Origin of the sequence: Lentzea sp. JNUCC 0626 (genome assembly GCF_043632865.1) — a bacterium.
Classification (GTDB): Bacteria; Actinomycetota; Actinomycetes; order Mycobacteriales; family Pseudonocardiaceae; genus Lentzea.
Genome location: NZ_CP171635.1, coordinates 3,635,048 through 3,657,917, shown reverse-complemented (window position 1 = coordinate 3,657,917; position 22,870 = coordinate 3,635,048). Strand labels below are relative to the sequence as shown.

Below are 22,870 nucleotides of genomic sequence, written 5' to 3'. Positions count from 1 at the left end.
ACGCGAGGGGGTGTGGCGCGCCTCACCGTAGAAGTGACCAGCAGATTACCGCAATATCTCGACGTGATTGCGCAAATTTGCGACAGAGCCCTCTGAACAGGAAAGACCGGGGTTCGTTCACGTGTCCGAACAGTGTCCCAGCGTGCGCAAGGGCGATCACCAGCAGCTGGACAGACGGCTTTGCCGTCGGTTCGGGCCCGAACCTGCCGGGAAAATTGATTTGATCTCGATACGCGCGCTTGCGCGGGCTTGCTCTGGGCTTGCTGCCGTTGCGTAAGACTTGCGCAAAACTCAGAGCTTCGCGAACAACCTTCTGGTTCGGTTCAGCAGATCCAGCCTGTGCTCACGCAGCCGCAGCGAGTGCCCCTCGCCGGGGTAGAGGACCAGTTCGGAGTGTTCGACGGCCGCGTGCAGGAGTTCGGCTTGCTCCACCGGCACGTTGGTGTCCTCGGCGCCGTGCACGATCAACATCGGCGTCGTGATCTCGTGGGCGTACGTGATCGGGCTGAGGTGTGCGGTGTCGGCGAGCGCGGCCTCGAACGCGCCCCACTCACCGTTCTCGACCTGCCGCGGCCAGTCCGAGATCCCCGCTCCGACGAGCGCGGCCTTGAACCTGTCGGTCCTGGTGGTGGCCCAGGAGGCCATGAACCCACCATGACTCCAGCCCGCGATGCCGAGCCGGTCCGGGTCCGCGACGCCTTCGCTTATCAGCAGATCGAGGCCGTCCTCGATGTCGTGCCACTCCTCAAGCCCGACCCTGCCGCCGACCGCTTTCGCGAACTCGTGCCCGTGCCCCAGGCCTCCGCGCGGGTTGGGCAGGAACGTTGCGATCCCCTGGTGTGCGAACCATTGGGCGGATGGCACCCAGTGCAACTGCAGGCTGTCGGCGAACCGGTCGTACGGCCCGCCGTGCACGATCGTGACGAGCGGAAACGGCCCGTCCTCTCTTGCCTTGCCGAGCGGGAGGACGAGCAGGCCGTCGAGTCCGAGGCCGTCGCGGGCCTGATAGCTCAGGCGTTCCTGGACACCCCACGCGATGCCGTCGAGGTCGCGGTAGGGCGACGGCAGGTGAGAACCCCTGACCTTGCCCAAGAATGTGCCGTCGAGCCGGTGGAACTCGGTGTCCAACCCGGCCGCGACGACCATGATCGGCGCGCTGCCGTCGTCCTGCACGAGGTCGATCGGGCACGCGGGCATGCCCTCGGTGAGGTTGCGGTGGCGCTGGTCGAACACGGCGTTGCCGGCCTGGAGCAGCGGCGGCGTCAACGCCAGGTAGTGCACCTCGTCGCCCCACCACACCGGCGACCCGGCGTCCGCCGAGGTCGGGCCGAGGTCGGTGATCGTGCCGTCGGGGGCGACGACGTGCAGCGCGGGGTTCAGCAGGCCGGGATCGATCTCCGGGGACGACCAGGTGATCACGGCGAGGCGGCCGTCGGGGTGCCCCGTGACCTCCGCGACGTGCCGGCCAGGGATGCTCACCCCGATCGGAGCGGGCTTGGGTGGCTGAGGCCGGTGGGACACCACGATCTCATCCGTCAGCTCGCGCACACTCGCTCCTTCTGCCGCATTCCTGCTGCCGCCCACCCGCCCCTTCCGCTTGCGGGGCGAAGACGACCATGGTTTCCGGACATCTACTAGACGACGTCAGGCGTGGATCAGGACGGGATTCACTCGTCCGGGTGGCGGCCGGGACGCTCACTCCGGTCGGGGCGGACTCAGCGGACGGAAAGACGTTGGGACACCACGATCTCGTCCGCCAGGTCGCGCCCGCTCGACTCCTTCGCTTGATCTCCACCTAACTACAGGTCCTAGCGTCGGTGCCATGACGATTCTCGTGGCAGGAGCGACCGGGAACGCCGGACGTCAGGTGGTGCACGAACTCCTGGCCCTGGGGCAGCAGGTCCGCGCACTCACCAGGAACGCGGCCACGGCACGGCTGCCGGCAGGCGTCGAGGTCGTCGAAGGAGACCTGACCAGGCCGGAGACGATTCCGCTCGACGGCGTCACGGGCGTGCACCTGCTGACCAACGCGGGTGACGACTACGCCGAACTGCAGACCGGGCCGGAGTTGGTGCTCAGGGCCGAGAAGGCCGGAGTCCGCAGGGTCACGGTGTTGTGGAGCGGCTACCGGAGTCCGTTGGAGGAGGCGGTCACGGCCAGCTCGCTCGAGTGGACCGTGTTGCGGCCGGTGGACTTCATGTCGAACGCGCTGGTCTGGGCCGAGTCGGTGCGCCGGGAGGGGGTGGTGCGCGAGCCGTTCGCGTACGCGCGGAGTGCGCTCGTGCACGAAGGTGACATCGGCGCGGTGGCGGCCGCCGTGCTCGTGAGGGGTGGGCACGGCGGCCGCGCGTACACGTTGACGGGGCCCGAGGCGTTGTCCGTGCCGGAACAGGTGGCGACGATCGGCGCAGCGATCGGGCGGGAGATCGAGTACGTCGAGCAGACCGAAGCCGAGGCGCGCGCGGAGATGCTGGCAACGCGGCCGGTTGAGGTGGTCGACGCGATCCTCGGGTGGAAGCGGGACATGCCCGCGCAGGGGTACACGGTCACAAAAGATGTCGAGGACGTGCTGGAGAGGCCCGCGCGCTCGTTCGCCTTGTGGGCTCGGGAGCGCGCGGGCGCCTTTCTCAGCGGAGCAGGTACGCGCTGACGATGGTCTGCTCCACGGTCTGGCCGTGGCCGGACGCCTTGGCGCGCAAGGAGACCGACTTGGCGTCCTTCGGGTGGGCGAGCAGCACGCGGTTGCCGGTGATCTGCGTGCGCTTCCACGTCGTGCCGCCGTCGTAGGAGACCTCGACGGACGTCACGCGGACCGAGTCCACCTGCGACTGGGTGGACAGCGGCACAGCGAGCATCTGGCCGGCGCGGCCGTAGCCCTCGTCGTCCAGTTGCGGGCTGAAGCGGACGACGGACAGCGGCAGGGCGGTCTGGCGGGCCGTCGTGTCGCTGCGGAACGTCCACACGCCGGACACCTTCGTGCTCAACGGGCCTGGGCGCGTCGCGGACGCTTCGAGGCGGTAGTTCGCGGCGCCCGGCGCGACGTCGGCGAGACCCCAACCCGGCTGGGTCGAGTCGAGGACCTTGACGGTGTCGCGGTAGAGGACGGTCCTGGCCTCGGTGACGGGGGAGTAGCCCTCGTTGCCCGCGTTGTCGCCGTAGAGCGGGACGGTGATGCGGACGAAGTCGCCCGTGCGGAACGAGTGCGGGACGTCGCGCGACTCGGGCAGGGCCGGGCCGAACACCGCTCGGTTGAACGGTTCCACGTAGGAGCGGCCGGGCTTGTAGTGGCGCAGCGGCGTGCTCAGCGAGCCGAGGTTGCCGGTCTCGTCGAACAGGTTGAAACGCCGCGACCAGTCGCCGTCGCCGCCGTAGTACTCGGTGCGCGGGCCCGGGACGAAGTTGTCGAGCGAGCCGTACGTCCAGTCGGCGCGGCCCTCGGGCGACGAGGTGTGGCCGATGGTGGCGGTCTGGCCCGGCTTCAGCGCCGGCATGTCGACGCGGACGGACGCCAGGTCCTTGCGCGCCACGGTCTTCGTCAGGCCGGTCGGCGCGGATCCCTTGTCGTACCAGGCGAGTCCGTAGAAGTCGGAGCCCGCGGTCCAGAAGGTCGCGATCTTGCCGGTGACCTCCTTCGAGTCGGGGCCGAGGCTCGCCACGCCGAGGTGGTCGATGAAGCCGCCGACCGAGAAGTTGCCGATGGTGTAACTGGTTCCGTTGACGACGCGTTCGAAACCGGTTTGCAGCAACGAGAGTTGCGCCGTCACCGGCAGGGTCACCTTGACCGGCTTGGCCTTGCGGGCGTCGAGTTCGATCGTGGTCGCGCCGCTGACGGTCAGGTTCGGGTAGTTGATGACGTCGTGCGTGTACGCGCCGGACGACGACATCACGCTGCCCATCAGGATGTAGCGGCCCTTGGCCACGCGGGCGACACCCGTGGCGGAGTTCGGCCACACGCGGGCGCCGGTGTCCACGTTGATCATGTTGGCGAACGTCGACGTCGTGGTGGCGCCGGTCCGTTCGATGCCGACGACCTTGACGTCGTAGCTCTCGACCTCGAGGTCCGCGACGACGGCGGTGCGCACGCCGCTCGCGACGACCGCGCCGCCGAACACGCCGCCCGCGGGCTGCTTCGCGATGTCCGCGGTGACGGTGGCCTTCGCGCTGCCGCCGGCCGGAACCGTGAGCTGGGCGGGGGAAACGCTGAACAACGAGCCGTTGGTGTCCGCCGACAGGTCGAGCGTCACGGCCTCGGAGCCCGCGTTGGAGTAGGTGATCTCGCGGGTGATCGTGGCCTCGCCGGTGTGCGGCCACTGGTGTGCGCCGAAGTCGACGCTGGTCGGGGACGACGTCACGTTCTGCTTGATCAGCTTCGCCACGTCCACGCGGCCGGTGCCCTGCTCGAACGGCGTGAGCCCGGACGTCGGGGTCGCCGTGCCGGTGAGCCTGGCCTTCAGTTCGGTGCCGGAGAGGCCGGGGTGCTGCTGGCTCAGCAATGCCGCCGCGCCCGCGACGTGCGGGGTGGCCATCGACGTGCCGTCGAGGCCGGTGTAGCCGTCGACGACGGGCGAGCCGATCCTGCCCGCGGCGTGCAGGGCGGCGACGATGCCGACGCCGGGTGCGGTGAGGTCGGGCTTGAGCGTGCCGGACTGCGACGGGCCGCGCGCCGAGAACTCCGCGATCTTGTTGGCGCGGTCGACGGCACCGACGGTCAGCGCTGCGTCGGCGCTGCCGGGCGAGCCGATCGTGCGGGCGCCGGGGCCGAGGTTGCCCGCGGCCACGACGAACAGCGCGCCCTTCTCGGCGGTGAGGCGGTTGACGGCCTCTTCGAGGGGGTCCACCTCGGGGGTGTCGTAGCCCCCGAGGCTCATGTTGATGATCTGGGCGCCCTGCTCGACCGCCCACTCCATGCCGGCGATGATCCCGCTGTCGTTGCCGGAACCGTTGTCCCCCAGCACCTTCACGTCGAGGATCTGCGCGTCGGGCGCGACGCCGTGGTACTTGCCGCCGCTCTTCGCGCCGGTGCCCGCGACGATCGACGCCACGTGCGTGCCGTGGCCGTAGCGGTCGACGTTGTCCGCGGAGGACGAGAAGTTGCGCTCACCGATCTCGCGGTCGGCGAGGTCCGGGTGGGTGTTGTCGACGCCGGTGTCGAGCACGGCGACCTTGACGCCCTTGCCCGTGAGGCCTGCGGCGTACGCGGCGGGGGCGTTGATCTGCGCGACGCTGCGGTCGAGGTTCGCCTGGCGCTTCGCGTCGAGCCAGATCTTCTCGGCACCCGACGCGGTCAGCGACTGGCCGCCGACGAGCGGGGTCTTGGCGGCGTCGAACGCCACGCCGTTGATGCTGCGCAGCTGGAGGCCGGGCTGCGCCTGCGCGGTCAGGGTGCCGCGCGGGTAGGTCACGATGACCGGCAGGGCACCGTCGTAGGTGGCCAGTTCGGTGACGTCGAAGAGGCGTTCGTCGAGGCGGCCGTCCGCGATCATCGGGATGGCGTCGTGCGGCACGACGAACTCGTGCCCGTCGGCCTGGTAGGTGGAGAACAGGACGCGCTCACGGCCTGGTGCCGGTTTGATCGCTCTTTGTCCGGTTTGGACTTGATCACCGGTGATCAACGTGACCGTGCGGGTCGGCACGGGGGACGTTTCCGCAGGTGGGGGTGAGGCGTGGGCGTGGCCCGCGGTCAGCAGGGCCCCGGCCAGAACGACGACTCCGAGTGGGCGCACCCGGTCCTCCGTGGTGTCTGTGGGAGCGGTTTCACGGACCGTAGTGACCCGCTCACACCTCAGACAAGGTCTACACCAATTTCCGGCACGCTTTAATCTTTTTGCCGTGACGGGCCTGCGTGAACGCAAGAAGGCGGCGACCAGGGAAGCCCTGGGGGACGCCGCCTGGAGTCTGTGCGTGGAGCACGGTCTCGACCGGGTGACGGTGGATCAGATCGCGCGGGCGGCCGGCGTCTCGCTGCGGACGTTCTTCAACTACTTCTCCTCCAAGGAAGAAGCGGTCGTCGCCGGGGACACGGCCACCGCTCTGGCGTTCGTGGAGGAGTTCGCCGCGCGTCCGGTCGGCGAACCGGTGCTGGTGGCGTTGCGCGAGGCCGTGAACTCGATCTACCCCCGCCACGTCGACCTCGAGCGGTTGAGGCAACTGCGCGAACTGCGCCGCCACCCCGCGTTGCTGCCGCACGTGTTCGCCGCCTACTCGGCCCGTGAACAGGCGTTGACGGCGGCCATCGCGGCGCGCTGCGGAGTGGACCCCCTCGTGGACCCCTATCCGGCGGTGACCGCCTCGACGATCCTCGCGTCGATGCGCGCGGTCGTGCAGTGGTGGCTCGACACGCCCCAGGCCGCCGAGCGCTACACGGCGGCCGAGCTGGTCGGCCGGATGATCGACCAGCTCGGCGCCGGGTTCACCAGGTGACCGGGAGCGAGTGCACGCCGTAGATCGACATGTCGGTCCGCAGCGGCACCTCGTCCGCGGGCACGGCGAGCTTGAGCGCGGGCAGCCGCTTGAGCAGTTCCGTGAAGCCGACGACCATCTCGACGCGGGCCAGCTGCTGGCCGAGGCACTGATGGATGCCGTGCCCGAACGCCACGTGGTGCCCGCGGGGCCGGTCGACCAGCAACGCGTGCGGGTCCTCGTACTGGCTGTCGTCCCGGTTCACCGCGGGTACCGACACGACGACCGTGTCCCCTGCCTTGATGGTGACGCCGCCGATCACGACGTCCTCCTTGGCGTGCCGCGAGACGCCGGAGCTGATGATCGACAGGTAGCGCAGCAACTCCTCGACCGCGTTGTCCACCAGCTCGGGATTGTCGCGCAGCTTCGCCCACTGGTCGGGGTGCTCCAGCAACGCGAACGTGCCGAGCGCCAACATGTTCGCCGTCGTCTCGTGGCCCGCGATCAGCAGCAGGTTCGCGATGCCGGTGAGCTCGTCGTCGGTGAGGTCGGTGTCCTGCACGAGCCCGGACAACAGGTCGTTGCCGGGGTTGGCCCGCTTGCCGAGCACTAGGCCCTTCATGAACGCGCGCATCTCGGTGGTGTTCTTGATCTGCTCTTCCACCGTGGTGTTCAGGCTGAGCAGCTTGGCCGTGCGCTTCTGGAACTCGTCGCGGTCGCCGTAGTCGACGCCCAGCAGTTCGCAGATCACCAGCGACGGCACCGGCAACGCGAAGTCGTGCACGAGGTCCGCCGGCGCGCCCTTCTCGAGCATCGCGTCGAGCTGCGCCGTGACGATCTCGTGGATGCGCGGCGTGAGGTCCCGCATCCTGCGGACGGTGAACTGCCCGGTGAGCAACCGGCGGAAGCGCGTGTGCTCCGGCGCGTCCATGAAGATGAACGACCCGGCCTGCCGCTCCGGCGGGAACAGCTCGGCGTGCAGCTCCGGCGAGAGCATCGCCTTGGCGCGCGGGCTGTTGACCCGGTCCGAACTCATCTGCGGCGCCGCCAGCACGGCCCGCGCCTCGTCGTGGCCGGTGACGAGCCAGACGTTGTCGCCGTTGTGCTCGATCCGGTGAACCCGCCCGCGCTCGCTCAACTCGGTCAGCCCGCGGCTCGGGTCGAACGGGCAGCCGCCCCGGTTGACGAGTTCCTCGGGCAGCTGCGGGCGGAAGAGTGCCTGCGCTTTGCGCTGCCGCTCGGCCGTGGTCATGGGATTCCCCTTGTCTGACCCGGGGTGACCGGGTCGTGGCTCGGCGTCACCTCCAAGCTACCGAAACTTGCGCAACGTGCAAGAATTTTGCCCGTCCTTTAAACGGCTTGGGTCGAATGAACGCGAACGGGCGGCACCCGGCTTCGAGGTGCCGCCCGTGTGCTTGAGCCTTCAGACGGCGAAGACCTGCGCGTCGTCCGCGAACGCCTTGAACTCCAGGGCGTTGCCGGCCGGGTCGAGCAGGAACATCGTCCACTGCTCGCCGGGCTCGCCCTTGAAGCGCACGTACGGCTCGATGACGAACTTCGTGTCCGCGGCGCGCAGCTTGCCGGCCAACTCCTGGAACGCGTCGACCGTCAGCACGAGGCCGAAGTGGGGGACCGGCACGTCGTGGCCGTCGACCGGGTTGCTGACCCGCTCGGTCTTCGGCGCCAGGTGCGTCACGAACTGGTGGCCGTGCAGGTTCCAGTCGATCCACGTGTCGGAGCTGCGGCCCTGCTCAAGACCCAGGGTGCCGCCGTAGAAGGCGCGGGCGGCGTCGAGGTCGTCGACCGGCATGGCGAGGTGGAAGCGTGGGACGTTAGGCATGTAGGAATGTTAACATTCCGACAAGTGGAGTCCAGTGCTCAGGATGTCGTCTTGTTAACATCACTACATGGCACTGGGTCCGGCACGACGACGAGGTCTGGGCACCGAGGTCGCGGACGTGATCCGCGAGGCGATCTTCGAGGGCACCTACCCGCCGGGCACCGCGCTGCGCGAGGTGGAACTGGCCGACGTCCTGGAAGTGAGCCGAGGCCCGGTCCGCGACGCCCTGAAGGAGCTCGAACGCGAAGGCCTGGTGCGCACCGAGTGGCACAAGGGCTCCACGGTGGCCGAGCTGTCGGCGAAGGACGTGGCTGAGCTGGACAGCCTGCGGGGCGCCCTGGAGGTGCTCGCGGTCGAACGGGTCGTGGCCGTCAACGCGTCGCTCGACAAGATCGCGCTGGCCGCCGAGAAGATGGAACGAGCGGACACGCCGCACGAGATGGTGCGGTGCGACATCGCGTTCCACGACGCCGTGTACGCCGCCGCCGACCACGTGCGGCTCGCGCAGGCCTGGGACGCCATCCGCTCGCAGGTGCACCTGTTCCTGATCACCCGCGTGGCGCTCAGCTCCGACGGGTACCTCCAACAGATCCGCGACGAGCACCGCGACCTGGTGGCGGCGTTGCGGCTCGGCAACGTGGAAGGCGCCTTGAAGCTCTTCGCCGAGCACCGCAAGCACGCCTTCGACGTGCTCACCGGCAACAACTAGAACCGCACCACTAGAGCCAGCCGTGCTCCTGCGCCACCGCGAACGCCTCCGACCGGTGCGCCACCCCGAGCTTCGCCACCGCCGCCGACAGGTGGTTGCGCACGGTCCCGGCCGACAGCGACGTCCGGGAGGCGATCTCCGCCACCGGCGTGCCGAACTCGCTGAGCCGCAACACCTCCAGCTCCCGCTGCGTCAGCGGGCACGGCGGCGCGGCGAGGGCGTCGGCGGCCAGTGCCGGGTCCACCCAGCGGCCACCGGCGTGGACTCGGCGGATCACGTCGGCGAGGGTGCCGCCGGGCGAGCCCTTGGGCAGGAAGCCTCGGGCGCCCGCGTGCAGGGCCTGTTGCAGGTGGGGTGGGCGGCCTCGGCCGGTCAGGATCACCACGGCGCACGACGGGAGCACGCGGGCGAGTTCGTCGGTGACCTCCAGGCCGTCCATCAGCGGCATCTGCAGGTCCACCACGGCCACGTCGGGGCGGTGGGCTCGGGCGGCCTCCACGGCGGCGCGGCCGTCGCTGGCTCGCGCCACCACCTCCAGGTCCGGCTCCAGGTCGAGGAGGGCCGCGAGGGCGTCGCGGATCAGTTCCTCGTCGTCGGCCAGCAGCACTCTGATCACGTGGGTACCACTACCTGCAAGGTGAACACGTCCCCCGACTTCTCCGCCGTCGCCTGACCGCCCACGGCCGCGAGCCGTTCCCGGACGCCGCGGATGCCGTTGCCGAGAACGAAGTCCTTCTCGGTGCCGTCGTTCGTCACGGTCAGCCGCACCTCCGCGTCGGCGAGAGCCACGTCGATCATGCACCACGTCGCGTGGCTGTGCCGCAGCACGTTGGTGCAGGCCTCGCGCAGCGCCAGGGCGAGCTGCGTGGCGTGTTCGCCGCCGACCTCCGCAGAAGTGACCGTGCATCGGATTCCAGCTTCCTGCAGGACGTTCCGGACGGCCTCGAGTTGGTCGGAGAGGTCCACGGCGCGATAGCCGTGGACGGCGTCACGCACTTCCTCCAACGCCGACGACGCCAGGCGCTGCGCCTCGAACGCCTCGGCAGAAGACCGCTCGGGGTCCGAAGTGGCCAGCCGTCCGGCCAGCTCCGCCTTCAACGCGATCACCGTCAGCCGGTGCCCCAGCAGGTCGTGGACGTCGCGGGCGAACCGGAGCCGTTCCTCGCTCACCGCGAGCTCCGCCTGAGCTTCGCGGCCTGCCCGCGCCTGGCCGAGGAGTCCGGCGAACCACATCGGCAGACCGGCCGTCGCGATGATCGCCGCGCCCACCGACGCGGCGATCATCTGGTACGTCGTGTGGTCGCGGGTCACGAAGAACCCGACCAGTCCGGACAGCACTACACCGCCGATGGCCGCGAGCCACCGCCACGGACCGGTGAGCAGCAACGGCGCGAAGCCCGCCGCCGCTCCACCGATCCACGCCCACGTCGACAGCTCGTCCGGGCCGACCGGCGCCACGAGCGGGATCGACAGGGCCACCGCGGCGACCAGCACCCACAGCGGCCCGCCCCGCAACGTCACCGCGAACGCCACGGCCACCACCAGCAGGCCCAGCACGCCGAGCCAGCGCAGTGCGGACGGTTCGCGCAGCACCGACACCAGCGGCACGATCAGCGAGCTCACCCACAGCAGGTGCAGGGCGCCGCGCAGCGCGGTGTGCGGAAGGTCGTTCATCGCCATGAGCCTAGAACCACGCCATCAGGATCGTGGCCGCGATGACCAGGTCGAACACTCCGCAGCCCTCGGCCCACCAGCGCGGCACGACGGCGTCGCGCACGTGGTGCACCAGGTCCCACCCGGCGTGCGCGGCCCACCCGAGCGCGATCAGCAGCACGCCGAGGTCCGGCGACACCACCAGCACGGCCGCGCCCAGCAGCACGAAGGCCCCGAACACCACGAGCTGCACCGCGGGCGCCTTCCGCGCCCAGAACAGGTAGGCCACCTGGCACAGCAGCAGGGTCCACACCGGCGGCACCACGGGCGCGGCCCAGAAGTCGATCGTGACTGCCAGCGAGAGCACCGACGGCCACCGGTCGCCGAGGAACCGCAGCACCGGGTTCGTCGTCGGCTCTGTGTGCGCATGCGGGTACTTGACCAGCACGAACGCCATCGCGGGCAGCATCAGCACGTGCCCGCCCATCTCCACGACGTCGGCGGAGACGAGTCCGGCCCAGTAGGGCACCAGCAGCACGACGTACGGCACGACCATCGCGGCGCACATCTCGAAGATCCGGCCGTGCCCGCGATAGCGCATCCACAACGCCATCGGCACGGACATGACCGTCGCCATCCACAGGGCCGCCAGTTCGACCCGGTCCGGCGTCCACAGGGGCCCGAGCAGGGCCATCCCCACGAGCATCGCCACGAGCATCTCGGCGCCGTGGCGCACGACCGGCGACCGCAGCGCCGGCATCACGGTTGTTGTCATGCATCGAGAGTCGAACGATCCCGGCGCAATACCCATCCGTGCGGTGTCACGAGTTGTCTGGGTGAAACGCCTAGGCGATCTGTGCGTCGATCTCGGCCCAGATCGTCTTCCCGCCGGCGAACTCCTTGGTGCCCCAGCACCGGGAGAGCTTGGCGATCAACGTCAGGCCACGTCCACGGGAGTCACCGAGCCGTGACTTGCCCAACTGCGGTAGGTCGGCCGGTGTGTGGTCGTCGACCTCCACCCGGACGAAGTCGGTGTGTCGTTGTACCCGCACGGCACGTGGTCCTTCCGCGTGCTCGTACGCGTTGCTGGCGAGCTCTGTGCACACGAGGAGGACGTCGAGCCGGATGTCCTCCGAGATATCCCTCAGCAGGGTCCCGATCCACACGCGCATCGCGGCGAGATCGGGCTCGTCCTCCGGCAGGGTGTGCACGGTCCTCGCGGAAGCGCTCAGCACTTCTGGGGTGTCCATCTCCATCCCACCTCGTTCGGGGCTTGGCCCTCCTGGCTGCTCAAGACGGCCGTCAGGGTGCGAAATACCACCGTGCGTGCTACCCCAAACGCGTGGATGGTTATGGCTTCAACCTCGCGCTGGTCGCGGTACTCGTGTTGCTCAACGCGGCGTTCGCCGGCAGCGAGATGGCGTTCGTGTCGCTGCGCGAAGGTCAACTCAGGTCGCTGGAACGCGAAGGGCACCGCAGGCTGGTCCGGCTCGCCCGTGATCCGAACAGGTACTTCGCGACGATCCAGATCGGCATCACGCTGTCCGGGTTCCTCGCGTCGGCGACCGCGGCGGTGTCGCTCGCGGCCCCGCTCGTACCCCTGCTGAGTTTCCTCGGCGGCGCCGCGAACGGCGTCGCGATCGCCCTCGTGACCGTGGTCCTGACTTTCGTCACACTCGTCTTCGGCGAGCTCGCCCCCAAACGCCTCGCGATGCAGTACGCCGTGCGCTGGACGAAGATCGTCGCCCGCACGCTCGACTTCCTCTCGACGATCTCCCGGCCCGCTGTGTGGTTGCTCTCGAAATCGACCGACGTCGTCGTGCGCGTCTTCGGCGGCGACCCGAACGCCGACGACGAGCAGATGTCCCCGGAGGAACTGCGTGATCTCGTTGAGGTGCAACAACATCTGAACCAGGAACAACGCACGATCATGACCGGCGCGCTGGAGATCCACGAACGCCGGCTGCGCGAGGTCCTGGTGCCGCGCAGGCAGGTGACGATCATCGAATCAGGTTTGGGCACCGCCACCGCGCGGGAAGTCCTTGCGAAGTCCGGACATTCACGGGCGCCGGTGACCAGGGACGGTCACCTGGACGACGTGCTCGGCGTGGTGCACCTGCGTGACCTGCTCGACGACACCGCGGTGCTCACCGAGGTGGCCCGCGCGCCGATGGTGCTGCCGGACTCGGTGCGCGTCACGGACGCGTTGCGGCGCATGAAGGCCGAGCACGAGCAGCTCGCGCTGGTGGTGGACGAACACGGTGCGGTGGACGGCATCGTGACGCTGGAGGACCTGCTGGAGGAGATCGTCGGTGAGATCTACGACGAGACCGACTCCGACGTGGTCGCGGTCAGGACCGAAGCCGACGGCTCGATCGAGCTGCCCGGCACGTTCCCGGTCCACGACCTGATCGACGTCGGCGTCGAGCTCAGGGACGCGCCGCAGGGCCAGTACGCGACGATCGCCGGGCTGATGCTGCTGATTCTCGGCCGCATCCCGGACGAACCCGGTGACGTCGTGGACGTCTCGGGTTGGAAGATCGAGGTCCGGCGCGTCGAGCATCACGCGATCACGCTGGTCCGGATGAAACGCTCGCACGCGAGTGAGGTTGAGGTCACAGCAAAAACCGCGGAATGAAGTGGACCTCTTAACCGTTACACATCAGTGCAGCCACTTCCGGCTGTCACTCCTGCCAACGGACAAGGGGGATTTGTCATGCCCGCAGATCTGAAGAACCGCGCGTCCGGACAGCAGGACGGGGACTCGGTCGGCCAGTACCTGCGCGACGTGGGCCGCACACCGCTGCTCACTGCGCAGGAAGAGGTCGACCTGTCGCGCCGCATCGAGGCGGGTGTCTACGCGGCACACCTCCTGCAGACCGGCGAGATCGGCAAGCGCGAGCCGCGCCTGCTGCGCCGGATCGTCGCCGAGGGCGAGCGCGCCAAGGACCACATGATCCGCGCGAACCTGCGCCTGGTCGTGTCGGTCGCGAAGAAGCACTCGTTCCGCGGCCTGCCGTTCGGCGACGTCGTGCAGGAGGGGAACCTCGGCCTGATCCGCGCGGTCGAGAAGTTCGACTACGCCAAGGGCTACAAGTTCTCCACCTACGCCATGTGGTGGATCCGTCAGGCGATCGAACGCGGCCTGGCCGAGCAGACCCGCACGGTCCGCCTGCCGGTGCACGTGGTCGAAGAGGTCAACAAGCTGAAGAAGATCGGGCAGAAGTTGTCGGCGGCTCTCGGTCGCGACGCGACGGTCGAGGAGATCGCCGCCGAGGCCAAGTGTTCGCCGCAGCGCGTGCAGGACCTGCGCGACGCCGCCCGCACCTGCGTCTCGCTGGAGACGCCGGTCGGCGACGAGGGCGACTCGGTCCTGGGCGACCTCATCCAGGACACCGACGGCGTGTCGGCGCCCGACCTGGTGGAGCAGCAGGAGTTCACGCAGGGTGTGCGTTCCCTGCTGGAGGTCCTGCCCGAACGGCAGGGCCGCATCATGCGCCTGCGCTACGGCCTGGAGGACGGGCGTTCCCGCACCCTGCAGGAGGTCGCGGAGGAGCTCGGCCTCACCCGCGAGCGGATCCGTCAGCTCGAGAAGCAGTCCCTCGCCGTCCTCAAGCAGTCCGGCGACCGGGACGATCTTTTCGCGCTCGCCGGCTGACAACCGTACGAAAGTCGCTTGTCCCGCTCCTTGTCACAACTAAAGACTCATCACGTCCGATAACGGACTAACGCTGTTTCGCAACCGCGTGTGACCGCAACGCAGTAGGGCCGTCGAGGGCCGGCCCGCGGTCGCACGCGGTTCCCTGCGATCGAGGAGCAGTGATGAGACAACGCACCCTGCGCACGCTCGGGGTGGCGGCAGTCGCCGTCGCCAGTACCGTGCTCGCGCTTCCCCAGGCTGTGGCCGCACAGCCCGAGGGCCCGATCGTTGCCGAGAGCGCGCCCAACGCGGTTCCCGACAACTACATCGTGGTGCTGAAGGACAACCTGACCCGGTCCGAGGTGGCCGGGCGCGCCGGTGGGCTCGCCGCCCAGTACGGCGCGAAGCTCGGGTTCACGTACAAGGCCGCGTTCAAGGGCTTCTCGGCCACGCTGTCCAAGCAGCAGGCCAAGCGCCTCGCCGCGGACCCGTCCGTGGCGTACGTGGAGCAGGACCGGACCGTGCAGGTCCTGACCGACCAGCTCAACCCGCCGTCGTGGGGCATCGACCGCATCGACCAGGCGAACCTGCCGCTCGACTCGAAGTACAGCTACAGCACGGGCGCGGCGAACGTGACCGCGTACGTGATCGACACCGGCATCAACTACGACCACGCCGACTTCGGTGGTCGTGCCTCGTTCGGCTTCGACGCGTTCACCGACGGCCGCAACGGCAAGGACTGCCAGGGCCACGGCACGCACGTGTCCGGCACCGTCGGCGGTGCGACCTACGGCGTGGCGAAGAACGTCAAGCTCAAGGCCGTCCGCGTGCTCAACTGCGCCGGTGGCGGTTCCGTCGCCACCGAGGCGGCGGGCGTCGACTGGGTCACCGCGAACGCCGTCCTGCCGGCCGTCGCGAACATGAGCCTCTACACCGGCGTGGCGAACGAGCCGAGCCGCGTGCTCGACGACGCCGTCCGCGCGTCCATCCGCACCGGCGTCACGTACGTCGTCGCGGCGGGCAACTTCAACGACGACAGCTGCAAGTACTCGCCGCAGCGCGTCACCGAGACGATCAACGTCATGGCGACGGGCCGCACCGACGCCCGCGCGTCGTTCTCCTCCTACGGCACGTGCAGCGACCTGTTCGCGCCCGGTGAGAACATCATTTCCGCCTCGTACAGCAACAACACCGGCTCGGCCACGATGAGCGGCACGTCCATGGCGTCCCCGCACGTCGCGGGCGCGGCGGCGCTGTACCTCGCCGACAACCCCAGCAAGACCCCGGCCGAGGTGCACGCGGCGATCCTCGCCCAGGCCACCCCGAACAAGGTCACCAACCCCGGTGCCAACTCGGCGAACCTGTTGCTGCGCACCAACGTCGGCGGCGTGCCGGGTGTCTCGGTCACCAACCCGGGCAACCAGACGACCGCTCTCAACGGCACGGCGAACCTGACGCTCACGGCGTCCGGCGGCACCTCGCCGTACACGTGGTCGGCGACCGGTCTCCCGACCGGCCTGGCGATCAACTCCTCGACCGGTGTCATCTCCGGCACCGCGACCGTCGCGGGCACCTACAACGTGACGGCCACGGCCACCGCGTCCGCCGGTGGTTCGGGCAGCACCTCGTTCACGTGGACGGTCGGCTCCTCGACCTGCGCCCCGCAGACCAACGGCACCGACGTCGCGATCCGCGACAACGCGACCGTGACGTCCACGGTGGTGTTCAGCGGCTGCACCGGTACCGCGTCGGCGAGCAGCACGGTCGAGGTGCACATCAAGCACACCTACAAGGGTGACCTCGTGGTGGACCTGGTGGCGCCGGACGGCTCCGTCTACAACCTGCACAACCGCACGGGCGGCAGCGCCGACAACATCGACCAGACCTACACGGTCAACCTGTCGTCGGAGACCCGCAACGGCACCTGGACCCTCCGGGTCCGCGACGCGGCCACGGCCGACGTCGGCACCATCGACACCTGGACCCTGTCGCTCTAAAGGGCTTCTAGTGTTGTGGTGAGGTAGTGCAACGAGAGCTCCGCGTCCCGCGACTTTTCGTGCGGGGCGCGGAGCTTTTCGCTGAACTGGGCGATGTCATCGAGGCTCCAGCGCAACGAGTAGAACGAGCTCTGGCCGCCCGCGAGCCACAGATCGCGTTCCGGCGGGGCGAGGCCGACCGTGTCCCAGTCGACGAGCTTCAGACCGCCGGCCGTGCTGATCACGTTGCCCGCGTGCGGTTCGCCGTGGGTGAGCACGCGCTCGTCGGGCAGTGCGGCGGCGAGCCGGTCCAGTTCGGTCAGCGCGTCCCGGAGCCTGCCGGTGTGCGCGACGAAGACCTCCCTTGCCGGAGTGGAGAACCACTCGCCGGGCTCGTCGAGCAAAGCCGCCAGCGCGTCCCGTCCCGGCAGGTCGATCGCCGCGATCGGGGTGTGCGGTGGCGGTTCGGTGGCGTGCAGCGCGGCCAGCAGCTCGTCGATCCCGGCCGGGAGAGGATCGCCGAACGTGCCGGTTTCTCCTTGCACGAACGGGAAAACGCTCAGCGCGTACCGGTCGTTGAGCAGCACCACCGCGGAGCCGTCGTCGGCACGCAGCGGTGCCACGACGAACGGCAGGTCGCTCAAGCTCGCCGCCGTCTCCATCGCTTGCCGCAGACCGGCCAGGGGTTTCGTCGTGAGGTCCGCGACGGACGTGAAGTGGTCGCCCACCGTCCAGTGGTAGTCGCCGAAGCCGAGCGGGGCGTACACGGGCGTGCCGGTGACGCCGAACCGCACGAGCCCGGCGCGTAGTTCCTCGTCGGCCAGTCCGGCGGGAAGATCCTCCACGACCGACGACGCTACCGGCCCGGATGGCACGATGGCGCGCGTGCACCCCTCCGCCGTCCTGCGCACCCTCGCCCGCCTGAGCGCGGCCGAGCAGCCGCAGAAGCTCCAGCTCGACCTCAGCAAGGCGGCGGGGCTGCTGTGGCTCGGCGACCACGAGCCGTCGTGGCGGGCGATCACGCTGGTGCAGGAGGGTCCGCAGTGGACGCCGGTGCCGTGGACCGCGCCCAGGCAGGCCAAGGCGGAGGTCGCGCACCTGGCCGCGTTCGACGCGTTGCACCAGGAGGACCGGTTGCTGCGGCTGGGCTGGGCGTTTCTGGCCGGGCCCGCGCAGATCGGCGGGCAACGGCGCCGCGTGTGCCTGCCGCTGGTGTCGCGGCCGGTACGGCTGCACCACGGGATCGGGCTCGGCTACTCCTTCCACGTCGCCGGTGACGCCGGCGTGATCCCGCTGATCGACGACTGGGCGCAGGCGGCCGAACGGGAGGCCGCGCTCGCGCCGACCGAGGAGTGGATCACCGAGACGCTGCGCCTCGCCGGATTCGGGGACGTGCCGATCGTGCACGACGACCCCAAGTCGTTGATCTCCGGCAGCGAGCTCAAGGTCGCGATGGGTGCGGGGTTGCACGCCGGCGAGCCCGTCGTGAAGACCGAGCACGGCACGGCGCTGTTCGACTGGTCGGGCAAGAAGGGCCTGGACGGTACGGCGTTCGCGGCGCTGTACGGGGCCGTCAGCGAACCGGACGAGCACGACGAGCCGATCAGTTCGGCGTTGCCGCTCAGCCACAGCCAGATGCGCGCCGTCGAGCACGCGCGGCGGGCGCGGATCACGGTCGTCGGTGGCCCTCCCGGCGCGGGCAAGACGCACACGCTCGCCGCGCTGGCGCTCGACGCCGTGGCGGCCGGGAAGTCCGTGCTGCTGGCGAGCCGCACCCGCAATGCCGCCGACGTGCTCGGCGCGGCGCTGCGGAAGGCGGGCGGGCCGGTACCTGTGCTGTTCGGCGACTCCGAACTGCGGCAGGAGATGGCGCGCGAGCTCAGCGACGGGTTGACCGCCACGAGCGATCCCGGCAAGCTCGCCGACCTCGACCGGGAACGCGCCAAAGCTGCCGCCGCCGTCGCCCGGATCGAACGCGCGGCCGACGCCTCGCTCACCGACGAACGGCTGGCCGGCGAGGCGCGCAAGCACCAGGCGTTGATGCCGGGACACCGGTCCGTGGCGCCCAGGGCGTTCGAGGCGGACGTCGATTTCGGTCAGCTGCAAGGGCTTCTGAAGCCGCGCACCGGATTCCTCGGTGGACTCCGGACGCACTGGGCGGTGGGCAAGGCCCGCAAGCTCACCGGCGCGGGTGATGTGACCACAGTGGACCTCGCCGCGGCGGTGGCGGCGGCGGAGCAGAGCGCGGCCGCCGTCCGGGTCGCGACCACCGGCACGACGTTCGGCGAGCTGCGGCCGTTGCTGGCGGAGAGCGATGCGGACAGCCGGGCCGCGACGGCCTTGTGGCTCAAGGAGTTCTCGGTCAGCCGCAGGGGAGCGGGAGCACGCCGGGCGGTGGCGGCGCTCGCGAAGGCGTTGCGGTCAGGGCGGGCCGCGCGTCGACGTGGACTCGCCGAGATCGACAGCGCGGATCTGGTGGCGGCCCTGCCGTTGTGGGTCGGCACGCTGGCCGACGTCGAGGACATCCTGCCGCCCGTGCCGGGCATGTTCGACCTGGTGATCATCGACGAGGCCAGCCACGTCGACCAGCCGCTCGCCGCACCCGCGTTGCTGCGCGGCAGGTCGGCGGTCATCGGCGGCGACCCTCGTCAGCTGCGGCACGTGTCGTTCGTCAGCGACCAGGCCGTGCAGGCGGCCGTCGACGCCGAGGGCACGCAGGCGCTGCGCGACCGCCTCGACGTGCCGAAGGTGAGCCTGTTCGACGCGGGCGCGGCCACGGCGGGCGTGCACTGGCTCGACGAGCACCACCGCTGCGCGCCGCACCTGATCGGGTTCGCCGCGACCCGGTTCTACGACGGCCGGATCGCGCTGCTGACCACGCATCCGTCGATCGCGGACGTCGACTGCATCGACACCGAACGCGTCGAAGGCGAGCGCACCACCAAGAGGGCCAACCAGGCCGAAGTGGACGCCGTGCTCGCCCACGTCCGCAAGCGGGTCGCCGCGGGCGTGCGGTCGATCGGCGTCGTCACGCCGTTCCGCGCCCAGGCCGACGCCGTCGAGGAAGCCCTGCTCCGCGAGCTCTCACTGGACGAGATCACCACCGGTGGCGTCCGCGCGGGCACCGTGCACGGGGTGCAGGGCAGCGAGTTCGACGAGGTCGTGATCAGCCTGGCCGCCGACGCCAAGCCGGGCGCGTGGCGGTTCGTGAACGACCGCAACCTGCTCGCCGTGCTGACCACGCGGGCCCGGCGCCAGGTGCACGTGATCACGTCGGTGCCCGAACCGCCCGGCCTGATCGGCGAGTACCTGCGGCACGCGGACGTCGCGCCGACCGAGACCGCCGGTGAGGAGCCCGAGGACGGCTGGACGGCGAGCCTGGCGGCCGAACTGCGGGCGGCCGGGCTGACCGTGCGGACGGGGTACCCGGTGGGGCAGTGGCGGGTCGACCTCGTGGTGGGGGAGAAGGAGAACGCCGTCGCGGTGGAGACGCGCCCGCACCCGGCCGGGGTGCAGGCGCATCTCGCGCGCTGGCGTGCGCTGCGCCACGCGGGGTGGCGCGTGCACGACGCGTTCGGGAGCCGGTTCGGCGACGACCCGGCGCGGGCAGCCGTCGAACTGGCTCAGGAACTCACCTCCGAGCGGGCTTGAACAGCGGTTCCGCCGCCGCCGTGACCGACGGCAGGAACGGGTTCGGGTTCGCCGGGCACACCGTCCCCACGGCAGGCAGCTTGCCCTCCAACAGGTAGGCGTTCGTGTGGTCCGTGGCGCACTGGCTGATCCCGTACGCCGTGTGTCCCCAACCCGCGTACGCCAGCAACCGGCTGCCGGCGATCTGCCGGTTCACGGCCTGCGCGCCCCGGAAGTCCGTCACGCCGTCGAAGTGGTTGCCCACCACCAGAACCGGGGCGTTCGTGCGGGTCCGCCACGGCCCGGTGAAGCGGTCCTCGTTGACGGGCCAGTTCGCGCACGCCGCGTTGCTCCACCACCAGAACGGACCGAATTCGGAACCCCTTGCCGCGTAACGGGAAGTCGCCTGGTACGACTCGAACGCGCGCGGGAACTCGATGTCCGCGCACACGTTGCCGTTGTAGGCGTCGAACCCGTTGGAGTAGTCCGCCTCCGCCGCGACGGAGAGCGAGCCCGCCGCGTCCGACAGCTGGTCGAACAGCGCGGCGGCGTCCGGCCAGTCGGACGGCGAGTACATCGCGCCGATCGCGGCACCGATCACGGCGTCGTAGGTGTAGAGCTGGTCGCCGAGCTGGATCGGCTTGGCGCGCACCGACTTCAGCAACGCGTCCCAGCGCTGTTCCGACTTCGGCCCGAAGACGCACCGCGCCTCGTCGCAGGTGCGCAGGAACTCGCGGAACTCCTCCTTGGTGGCGATGCGGTCCGACTCGACCTGGCGGCCGCTCGACCACAGCTCGGGGTTCAGCACGCCGTCGACGACGAGCGCGCGGATGTTGTTCGGGAAGAGGTTCGCGTAGGTCGCGCCGAGGAACGAACCGTAGGAGAAGCCCAGGTAGTTGAGCTTGCGGTCACCGACGGCGCGGCGCAGCAGGTCCAGGTCGCGGGCCACGTCCGCGGTGCTCATGTGCCTGGCGATGCGCTGGTCGTCGCGGCACTCGGGGCCGAGCGAGCGGTAGCGGTCGTAGAACGGCCGTTCCTGCGCGGCCTGGTACGGGAAGCCGGGAACGCCCTCGAAGAACTCGTCGAGCTCGGCTTCGCTCGCGAAGCAGTGCAGCGGGTCCGACTTGCCGATGCCGCGCGGGTCGAACCCGACGATGTCGAAGCGGCCCTTGAGGTTCGCCGACAGGGTGTTGCCGGCCCCGAGCGCGAAGTTCACCCCCGAACCGCCGGGGCCACCGGGGTTCAGGAACAGCGATCCGATCCGGCCTGCCTTGTCCGTGGCGGGTTTGCGCGCCAACGCGATCGTCGTCGTCGCGCCACGCGGTTCGTCGTAGTCGAGCGGCACCTTCACGGAGGCGCACTCGAAGCCGGGGTTCTCCGGGCCGCACGACGCCCAGTTGATGCGCGGGACGGCCACGTCGCCCGACGCCTGCACGGCAGGCGTGCCGGTGATCATGAGCGCGGCCGCGGCGGCCAGCACGGTGAGACGCATCGACAAGCTCCCCTCTTGTCCGCAGAAGGGCTCTTCCTATCGGCTCACCACCGGGCGCGTCGACCGCCGAAAGTCGCGACCGGGTCTCGGGTGGTCAGTCCGGCCGCCGGTGCTTCTGGCGCACCCCGAGGCTGTCGGCGATCTGGTCGTGGATCGGCGTGCTCATCACGATCGGGCTCGTCGGCGGCGCTTGCGTCGTTGTTCCAGGTGTGTCCGGGTTCTCTGGCATGGAGGGGAGCGTAGGGAGGGTCATTGACCCCTCAAGGACGCTGATCAAGAAATCACTCTGGCTCTACCCCAAGAGGTGAATGCGATTCGCCCGATCTATACCGAGCGTGCAGGTCCATCCCTGGTATTGGACCCCCTGTGGGTGCCCTCGATCGGGTTAACTCGAATTGCGCAGCGACGTGGAATCTCAGCGGTCGGACGCGCGGATTGCGGGACGGCGACGGGATGCTGAACGATCGGGGGCAGGTTCGGACGAGCGTGGAGCGTGGGAGATGGTCAGCGGCAAGCCGGGTGTGGCCAAGCGACAGCTCATCCTCCTCACCGGCAGAGCCCACCCGGAACTCGCCGAGGCCGTCGCCAAGGACCTGGGCGTGTCGATCACCCCGCAGGCCGCCTACGACTTCGCGAACGGCGAGATCTTCGTCCGGTTCGAGGAGTCGGTGCGCGGCGCGGACGCGTTCGTCATGCAGAGCCACAGCGCGCCGATCAACGACTGGTTGATGGAACAGCTGCTGATGGTCGACGCGTTGAAGCGCGCCTCGGCCAAGCGCATCACGGCCGTGGTGCCGTCGTATCCGTACGCGCGGCAGGACCGCAAGTACGCCGGACGGGAACCGGTGTCGGCGCGGCTGGTCGCGGACATGTTCAAGACCGCGGGTGCGGACCGGATCGTGACGGTCGACCTGCACACCGCCCAGGCGCAGGGCTTCTTCGACGGCCCGGTCGACCACCTGCACGCGATGTGGCTGCTGTGCGACCACGTCGGCAGCCGCTACCGGGGCGAGGACCTCACGATCGTCTCCCCGGACGCCGGACGCACCCGGCTCGCCGAGAAGTGGGCCGACCTGCTCGGCGGCTGCCCGATCGCGTTCATCCACAAGACCCGCGATCCGTTGCGTCCCAACGAGGTCATGGCCAACCGCGTGGTCGGTGACGTCGAGGGCCGCACGTGCGTCGTGGTCGACGACATGATCGACACGGCGATGACGAGCACCTCGGCCGCCCGGCAGTTGCTGGAGCAGGGCGCGAAGGACGTGATCCTCGTGGCCACGCACGGCCTGCTGTCCGGCGACGCCTACGACCGGCTGATCGCGAGCAAGGCGCGCGAGGTGATCCTCACCGACACGTTGCCGATCCCGGCCTCGAAGCGGTTCCCCGGCCTCACGGTGCTGAGCATCGCGCCGTTGCTCGCGCGGGCGATCCAGGAGGTGTTCGAGGACGGCTCGGTGACGAGCCTGTTCGACGGCAACGCGTAGGGCCTGTGTCGAAGTCCGAGTCCGCGATAGCCGGGCCTGAGGCGGCC

The 22,870-nt window shown here is 69.8% G+C and carries 19 protein-coding genes; 8 read left to right on the top strand and 11 right to left on the bottom strand.

What is annotated here, in order from left to right:
- Positions 1 to 291: 291 nt before the first annotated feature.
- Positions 292 to 1,548: an alpha/beta hydrolase family protein gene (locus JNUCC0626_RS15420; protein ID WP_394620438.1), complete on the bottom strand. Its 1,257-nt coding sequence runs from the start codon at positions 1,546 to 1,548 to the stop codon at positions 292 to 294.
- Between the two features lie 274 nt (positions 1,549 to 1,822).
- On the opposite strand from JNUCC0626_RS15420, the gene JNUCC0626_RS15415 reads away from it, so the two are divergent.
- On the top strand, positions 1,823 to 2,650 hold the full coding sequence (locus JNUCC0626_RS15415; RefSeq protein WP_394620437.1) for an NmrA family NAD(P)-binding protein: 828 nt from the start codon (positions 1,823 to 1,825) through the stop codon (positions 2,648 to 2,650).
- Here JNUCC0626_RS15415 and JNUCC0626_RS15410 read toward each other — a convergent pair.
- Positions 2,628 to 5,723, bottom strand: a complete 3,096-nt coding sequence (locus JNUCC0626_RS15410; protein WP_394620436.1) for a S8 family peptidase — start codon at positions 5,721 to 5,723, stop codon at positions 2,628 to 2,630. The genes JNUCC0626_RS15415 and JNUCC0626_RS15410 overlap by 23 nt on opposite strands.
- Positions 5,724 to 5,829: 106 nt before the next feature.
- On the opposite strand from JNUCC0626_RS15410, the gene JNUCC0626_RS15405 reads away from it, so the two are divergent.
- Entirely contained in the window at positions 5,830 to 6,420 is a 591-nt protein-coding gene (locus tag JNUCC0626_RS15405; RefSeq protein WP_394620435.1) for a TetR/AcrR family transcriptional regulator, read from the top strand.
- Here the strand turns inward: JNUCC0626_RS15405 and JNUCC0626_RS15400 are convergent.
- Positions 6,410 to 7,651, bottom strand: coding sequence for a cytochrome P450 (locus JNUCC0626_RS15400; RefSeq protein WP_394620434.1), 1,242 nt, complete (start codon positions 7,649 to 7,651; stop codon positions 6,410 to 6,412). The genes JNUCC0626_RS15405 and JNUCC0626_RS15400 overlap by 11 nt on opposite strands.
- Positions 7,652 to 7,822: 171 nt before the next feature.
- A complete protein-coding gene (locus JNUCC0626_RS15395) occupies positions 7,823 to 8,239 on the bottom strand; it encodes a VOC family protein (RefSeq protein WP_394620433.1) in 417 nt (138 codons plus the stop codon).
- Between the two features lie 67 nt (positions 8,240 to 8,306).
- Here JNUCC0626_RS15395 and JNUCC0626_RS15390 point away from each other — a divergent pair, with 67 nt between their 5' ends.
- On the top strand, positions 8,307 to 8,948 hold the full coding sequence (locus JNUCC0626_RS15390) for a GntR family transcriptional regulator (RefSeq protein ID WP_394620432.1): 642 nt from the start codon (positions 8,307 to 8,309) through the stop codon (positions 8,946 to 8,948).
- A gap of 10 nt (positions 8,949 to 8,958) precedes the next feature.
- Here JNUCC0626_RS15390 and JNUCC0626_RS15385 read toward each other — a convergent pair whose 3' ends face one another.
- From JNUCC0626_RS15385 to JNUCC0626_RS15370, 4 genes are all read right to left on the bottom strand, one after another.
- The gene (locus JNUCC0626_RS15385) at positions 8,959 to 9,564 is read right to left on the bottom strand and encodes a response regulator transcription factor (protein WP_394620431.1); all 606 of its coding nucleotides are present in this window, start codon (positions 9,562 to 9,564) and stop codon (positions 8,959 to 8,961) included.
- On the bottom strand, positions 9,561 to 10,622 hold the full coding sequence (locus tag JNUCC0626_RS15380) for a sensor histidine kinase (protein ID WP_394620430.1): 1,062 nt from the start codon (positions 10,620 to 10,622) through the stop codon (positions 9,561 to 9,563). Before JNUCC0626_RS15380 ends, JNUCC0626_RS15385 begins: the two co-directional genes overlap by 4 nt.
- A gap of 10 nt (positions 10,623 to 10,632) precedes the next feature.
- A complete protein-coding gene (locus tag JNUCC0626_RS15375; protein WP_394620429.1) occupies positions 10,633 to 11,376 on the bottom strand; it encodes a hypothetical protein in 744 nt (247 codons plus the stop codon).
- Positions 11,377 to 11,446: 70 nt separating this feature from the next.
- On the bottom strand, positions 11,447 to 11,851 hold the full coding sequence (locus JNUCC0626_RS15370; protein ID WP_394620428.1) for an ATP-binding protein: 405 nt from the start codon (positions 11,849 to 11,851) through the stop codon (positions 11,447 to 11,449).
- 92 nt (positions 11,852 to 11,943) lie between these two features.
- Here JNUCC0626_RS15370 and JNUCC0626_RS15365 point away from each other — a divergent pair, with 92 nt between their 5' ends.
- From JNUCC0626_RS15365 to JNUCC0626_RS15355, 3 genes are all read left to right on the top strand, one after another.
- Complete coding sequence (locus JNUCC0626_RS15365; RefSeq protein ID WP_394620427.1) at positions 11,944 to 13,239, top strand: hemolysin family protein; 1,296 nt, start codon at positions 11,944 to 11,946, stop codon at positions 13,237 to 13,239.
- A 78-nt stretch (positions 13,240 to 13,317) separates the two neighbouring features.
- Entirely contained in the window at positions 13,318 to 14,259 is a 942-nt protein-coding gene (locus JNUCC0626_RS15360) for a sigma-70 family RNA polymerase sigma factor (protein ID WP_394620426.1), read from the top strand.
- Between the two features lie 164 nt (positions 14,260 to 14,423).
- A complete protein-coding gene (locus tag JNUCC0626_RS15355; RefSeq protein WP_394620425.1) occupies positions 14,424 to 16,238 on the top strand; it encodes a S8 family peptidase in 1,815 nt (604 codons plus the stop codon).
- Here the strand turns inward: JNUCC0626_RS15355 and JNUCC0626_RS15350 are convergent.
- Complete coding sequence (locus JNUCC0626_RS15350; RefSeq protein ID WP_394620424.1) at positions 16,235 to 17,062, bottom strand: phosphotransferase; 828 nt, start codon at positions 17,060 to 17,062, stop codon at positions 16,235 to 16,237. The genes JNUCC0626_RS15355 and JNUCC0626_RS15350 overlap by 4 nt on opposite strands.
- 40 nt (positions 17,063 to 17,102) lie before the next feature.
- Here JNUCC0626_RS15350 and JNUCC0626_RS15345 point away from each other — a divergent pair, with 40 nt between their 5' ends.
- Positions 17,103 to 19,868 (top strand): AAA domain-containing protein, encoded by a 2,766-nt coding sequence (locus tag JNUCC0626_RS15345; protein ID WP_394620423.1) that lies wholly within the window; start codon positions 17,103 to 17,105, stop codon positions 19,866 to 19,868.
- On the opposite strand, the gene JNUCC0626_RS15340 is transcribed toward JNUCC0626_RS15345, so the two are convergent.
- The gene (locus JNUCC0626_RS15340) at positions 19,849 to 21,339 is read right to left on the bottom strand and encodes an alpha/beta hydrolase (RefSeq protein ID WP_394620422.1); all 1,491 of its coding nucleotides are present in this window, start codon (positions 21,337 to 21,339) and stop codon (positions 19,849 to 19,851) included. The genes JNUCC0626_RS15345 and JNUCC0626_RS15340 overlap by 20 nt on opposite strands.
- A gap of 94 nt (positions 21,340 to 21,433) precedes the next feature.
- Complete coding sequence (locus JNUCC0626_RS15335; RefSeq protein ID WP_394620421.1) at positions 21,434 to 21,568, bottom strand: hypothetical protein; 135 nt, start codon at positions 21,566 to 21,568, stop codon at positions 21,434 to 21,436.
- Positions 21,569 to 21,839: 271 nt separating this feature from the next.
- Between JNUCC0626_RS15335 and JNUCC0626_RS15330 the strand changes: the two genes are divergently transcribed.
- Entirely contained in the window at positions 21,840 to 22,823 is a 984-nt protein-coding gene (locus tag JNUCC0626_RS15330; protein ID WP_394620420.1) for a ribose-phosphate diphosphokinase, read from the top strand.
- The last annotated feature ends 47 nt before the right edge of the window (positions 22,824 to 22,870 follow it).